The following is a 4323-nucleotide window of genomic DNA, read 5'->3' on the forward strand; positions in this document are numbered from 1 at the left end:
CTTTTTCAGCGCCTTGGGCGGCAGCTCTTCAACAAACAGTTCAACGAGAAGATTTTGATGGGTCATGGTCAGGCGGCTTTCTTGGACATTTCAGCAACCCACTCGCGCGGCGCCATCGGGAAACCCAGGCGCTCGCGGCTGTCAAAGTAACTTTGCGCCACACCGCGCGCCAGCGTGCGGATACGGCCGATATAGGCGGCGCGCTCGGTCACGCTGATGGCACCACGGGCATCGAGCAGGTTGAAACTGTGCGCGCATTTAAGGACCTGCTCGTAGGCGGGCAGCGCCAGTTGCACTGCCATCAGATGCTTGGCCTGCTTTTCGTGCGCCGTGAAGGCGGTGAACAGAAAATCAACATCGCTGTGCTCGAAGTTGTAGGTGGACTGCTCCACCTCGTTTTGCTTGTAGACGTCGCCGTAGCTCAGCCTGGTGCCGTCCGGCGCTTCGGTCCAGGTCAGGTTGTAGACGTTGTCCACGCCTTGCAGGTACATGGCCAGGCGCTCCAGACCATAGGTGATCTCGCCGGTGATGGGGCGGCAGTCAATGCCGCCGACTTGCTGGAAGTAGGTGAACTGCGTCACTTCCATGCCGTTGAGCCAGACTTCCCAGCCCAGCCCCCAGGCGCCCAGCGTGGGGTTTTCCCAGTCGTCCTCGACAAAACGGATGTCGTTTTTTTTCAAATCGAAGCCCAGGGCTTCGAGGCTGCCCAGGTAGAGCTCCAGAATGTTGCTGGGGGCGGGTTTGAGCACCACCTGGTACTGGTAGTAGTGCTGCAGACGGTTCGGGTTTTCGCCATAACGCCCATCCTTGGGGCGACGGCTCGGTTGCACGTAGGCGGCTTTCCACGGCTCCGGCCCGAGCGCCCGCAAAAATGTCGCCGTGTGCGAGGTGCCGGCACCCACCTCCATGTCGTAGGGCTGTAGCAGCGCGCAGCCCTGGGCGTCCCAATACGACTGGAGTTTCAAAATGATTTGCTGGAAGGTCAACATAAGCGGTGGGGACAGCTTGCAAAGCCGCCCGGAAGTAAAAATGGTTGACGCAAGCGCTTGCGTCTGAATCGCCAATTTTACGGGCTTATGACAGTGGCCAATGGCGCTTTTGCCGGGCGCCTGAACCAGGCCAGGAGCAGCAGGCCCAGGGCCATGAGTAGCAACGGCCACAGACCCCAGCGCGCCAGCCACCAGGCATAGGGCGTGATGCCGGTGCGCCCTTCCACCGTGCCGTGCAGCGCCATGGCCGTGTGCGGCGGCGCCGCATGGGTCACACGGGCGCGGTGGTCGACAATGGCGGTCTGCCCGGTGTTGGTGGCCAGCAAAAAGGGCCGGCCAAATTCCAGCGCGCGCAGCCGGGCAATTTGCAGGTGCTGGTCCATCGCCAGGCTGTCGCCAAACCAGCCCAGGTTGCTGACATTGAGCAGGATCGTGGGTGCCGTGGCGTTTGCCAGAAACTGCTTGGCCAGCTCTTCACTGAACAGGTTCTCGTAACAAATGGTGGCGGCCAGGCGCTGTCCCTGCCAGTCAAAGGTGGGCTGCGGCAGGGCACCGCGGTTGAAGTCACCCAGCGGGATGTTCATGAGATTGGTAAACCAGCGGAAAAACGGCGGGATGAACTCGCCAAAAGGCACCAGATGGTGCTTGTCATAACGCCATGGCGTGGCCTGCCCCGGTTTGAACCCGACCACCGAATTGGTGTAACCCTCACTGAAACTGCCCAGCGGAACCCCCACCAGCGCCGCCTGCGCACCGCCGGCAAAACGCTGCTGCAAGGCCTGCCAGTAGCCTGGCGGCAATTGCTCGGGCAGCAGCGGCACAGCCGTCTCGGGCGTGACCACCAGCGCGCTTTGGCTCTGCTGAAGCTGCTCGCCATACCACTGCAGCGCTTTGAGCACGCCGGTTGCCGTGTCGAATTTTTCGTTCTGGGGAATATTGCCTTGCAGCAGGGTCACGTCGAGCGTACCGGCCGAGCCGCCCTGCGGCTGGGGCAACCACGGCGGCAACAAGAGCAGGGCCAGCAACATCACGACAGACGCCAAGGCATCGCCCCTTTGGCCGAGCAAAGCGGCGCGCCAAGCCAGGGCCAGACCGGCCGCCAGCCCGGCGGCGACAAAACCGGCCCCATACAACCCGACCCAGGGAATCAGCCCGGCCAGCGGCCCTTCAAGGTGTGCATAAGCAATGGCGCCCCAACCAAAGCCGGTCAGCAACAGGCCACGGGCCAGCTCAGCCAGCAACCACAGGGCTGCAAAAGCCAGCACCGCCCAAACCGGATGAGCCAGCGCCATGCGCCAGAAAATACCAGTCGCCGCCGCGTAATAGAGCGCCAGCAAACCGGCCAGCGCCAGCACCGCCAGAACGGCCAGCGGCGCGGCCAGTCCGCCATAGGTGTGCATGGAGGTAAACAGCCAGCCAAAGGTGCAGGCCAGCCAGGCCGTGGCAAAAATCCAGCCGCGTAGCGCCGCGAGCCGCCAGTTGGGGCTGCTGCGCAGCAAACCCACCAGACTGGCCAGCGCCAGCGTTTGCCCCCACCATAGCGGCTGCCCTTGCGCCAGACCCAGCCAGGCCAGGCTTTGCGGCATGGCCACGGGCCAGGCCAGGCTGGCCGCCTGCAGGGCGCCCGCCAGCAGCAGCACCAGCCAGGGCGTCAAGCCAAGGCCCGCTCCCTGCGGCTTATTTGGCGCCATCCGGCACCGGCGATACCTTGAACCACTTCACCGCACCGCCTTTGGTGTGCATCACCACAAAGTCAAGGCCCGCGCGCACATGGTGCTCGCCGCGCCGGGGCACATGGCCCATCTCGTGAGCGATCAGGCCGCCAATGGTGTCGAAGTCTTCATCGGCATCGGTGCTGTCGAGCTTGACGCCGAAGGCCGACTCGACCCGTTCAATGGTAGTGTCGCCACTCACCCGGTAGCTGCGATCAGGCAAACCAAAGATGTCGCCCTCGTCGTCGGCAATGTCAAATTCATCTTCGATCTCACCGACAATTTGCTCCAGCACGTCCTCGATGGTGACCAGTCCGGCAACGCGGCCAAACTCATCAATCACGATGGCCAGGTGGTTGTGGTTGCTCTGAAAGTCGCGCAGCAAATCGTTCAGGCCCTTGCTCTCGGGCACAAACACGGCCGGACGCAGCAAGGCGCGGATGTTGAGCTCGGGTGCCCGCTGCAACTTGAGCAGATCCTTGGCCATCAGGATGCCGATGATGTTCTCGCGTTCCCCCTCGAACACCGGAAAACGCGAGTGCGCCGTGTCGATCACGCCGTGCATCATGGCGTCATAGGGGTCGTCGATGTTGATCAGCTCCATGCGGGTGGTGGGCACCATGACGTCGCCAGCGCTCATGTCAGCCATGCGGATCACGCCTTCGAGCATCTTGCGCGAATCGGCGCCAATGAGCTGGTTGTGCTCGGCTTCTGCCAGGGTTTCGATCAACTCGTCGGTCGAATCCGGCCCGGGGTGGATGAACTCGGCAATTTTTTGCAAAAAAGTGCGTTTATCTTCCCGGTCGGGACGCGTTGGGTAGGGGTCGGACACAGCCAGTCAAGCAGGACATGCAGTTGTTGAACAAGCCATAAGGATAGCGGATAACGCATTTGCCATATCAAAAGCCGAATGCGACCCGGGCATCACTCGCTATTTTTAGTCGTGTCACGGCCACGCCAGGCGCTTTGCAGGCTGGCGATGGTGTTGTGAATTTGCCTGGCTTGCACCTTGAGACGGTAATTGGCCTGGGCCAGATGTTCTTCAACCAATTCTGTCAAATGGCTGTTGAGGGTGGCGGGCGGCAACACCAGATAACCTTCTGTTTCTGCCCCGTCACGCACAAACGTGGCCCCGGCGTGGCTGGCAATGCGGAGCATGGCCGCGTTTTCGCTCAGCACATGCACATACAGCTTGTGCACCCCCACATTGCGGGCATGCATCACGGCGCGCTCGAACAAGCGGGACCCGTAGTGCCGGCCTCGCGCCTGTACCAGCACGGAAACGCCGAACTCGGCTCCGGGATTGGCGCCGGTTTCAGGCGCATAGGCCAGATGGGCCAGTGCAATCAGCACCAGATGCCGGTTGTAAATGCCAAAAACCTCATCGCGGTCAAAATCCAGGCTGTTCACATAGCGGTCGATCTGCGCATCGTTGGCGGCAAACCCAAAACGGTAATAGCGGTCATGGGCATCAAGTGCCTTGAGGTGCCTGGTAATGCGCGCGCGGTGGTTTTCGCCCAGCGAGCGAATCGGCACCATGACATCCGGTTTTCTGGGCGCAACGGCAGACCCCGCACCAAGAGATGCAGCAGGATAGAAAAAACGGGGCAGGATGTCGAACA

At 61.8% G+C, this 4323-nt stretch carries 4 protein-coding genes; all 4 read right to left on the reverse strand.

Annotated features, from left to right (window positions below; all coding sequences use genetic code 11):
- Window positions 1–68: 68 nt before the first annotated feature.
- Window positions 69–989, reverse strand: a complete 921-nt coding sequence (gene glyQ, locus NDI87_RS16755; protein ID WP_296276719.1) for a glycine--tRNA ligase subunit alpha — start codon at window positions 987–989, stop codon at window positions 69–71.
- A 77-nt stretch (window positions 990–1066) separates the two neighbouring features.
- Complete coding sequence (gene lnt / locus NDI87_RS16760) at window positions 1067–2644, reverse strand: apolipoprotein N-acyltransferase (protein WP_296276720.1); 1578 nt, start codon at window positions 2642–2644, stop codon at window positions 1067–1069.
- A gap of 22 nt (window positions 2645–2666) precedes the next feature.
- Window positions 2667–3533 carry a transporter associated domain-containing protein gene (locus tag NDI87_RS16765; protein WP_296276721.1) on the reverse strand — a complete coding sequence of 289 codons (867 nt, stop codon included), beginning with the start codon at window positions 3531–3533 and terminating at the stop codon, window positions 2667–2669.
- 92 nt (window positions 3534–3625) lie between these two features.
- On the reverse strand, window positions 3626–4240 hold the full coding sequence (locus NDI87_RS16770) for a GNAT family N-acetyltransferase (RefSeq protein WP_296276722.1): 615 nt from the start codon (window positions 4238–4240) through the stop codon (window positions 3626–3628).
- Window positions 4241–4323 lie beyond the last annotated feature (83 nt).

This window comes from Rhodoferax sp. (assembly GCF_023701345.1).
Classification (GTDB): domain Bacteria; phylum Pseudomonadota; class Gammaproteobacteria; order Burkholderiales; family Burkholderiaceae_C; genus Rhodoferax.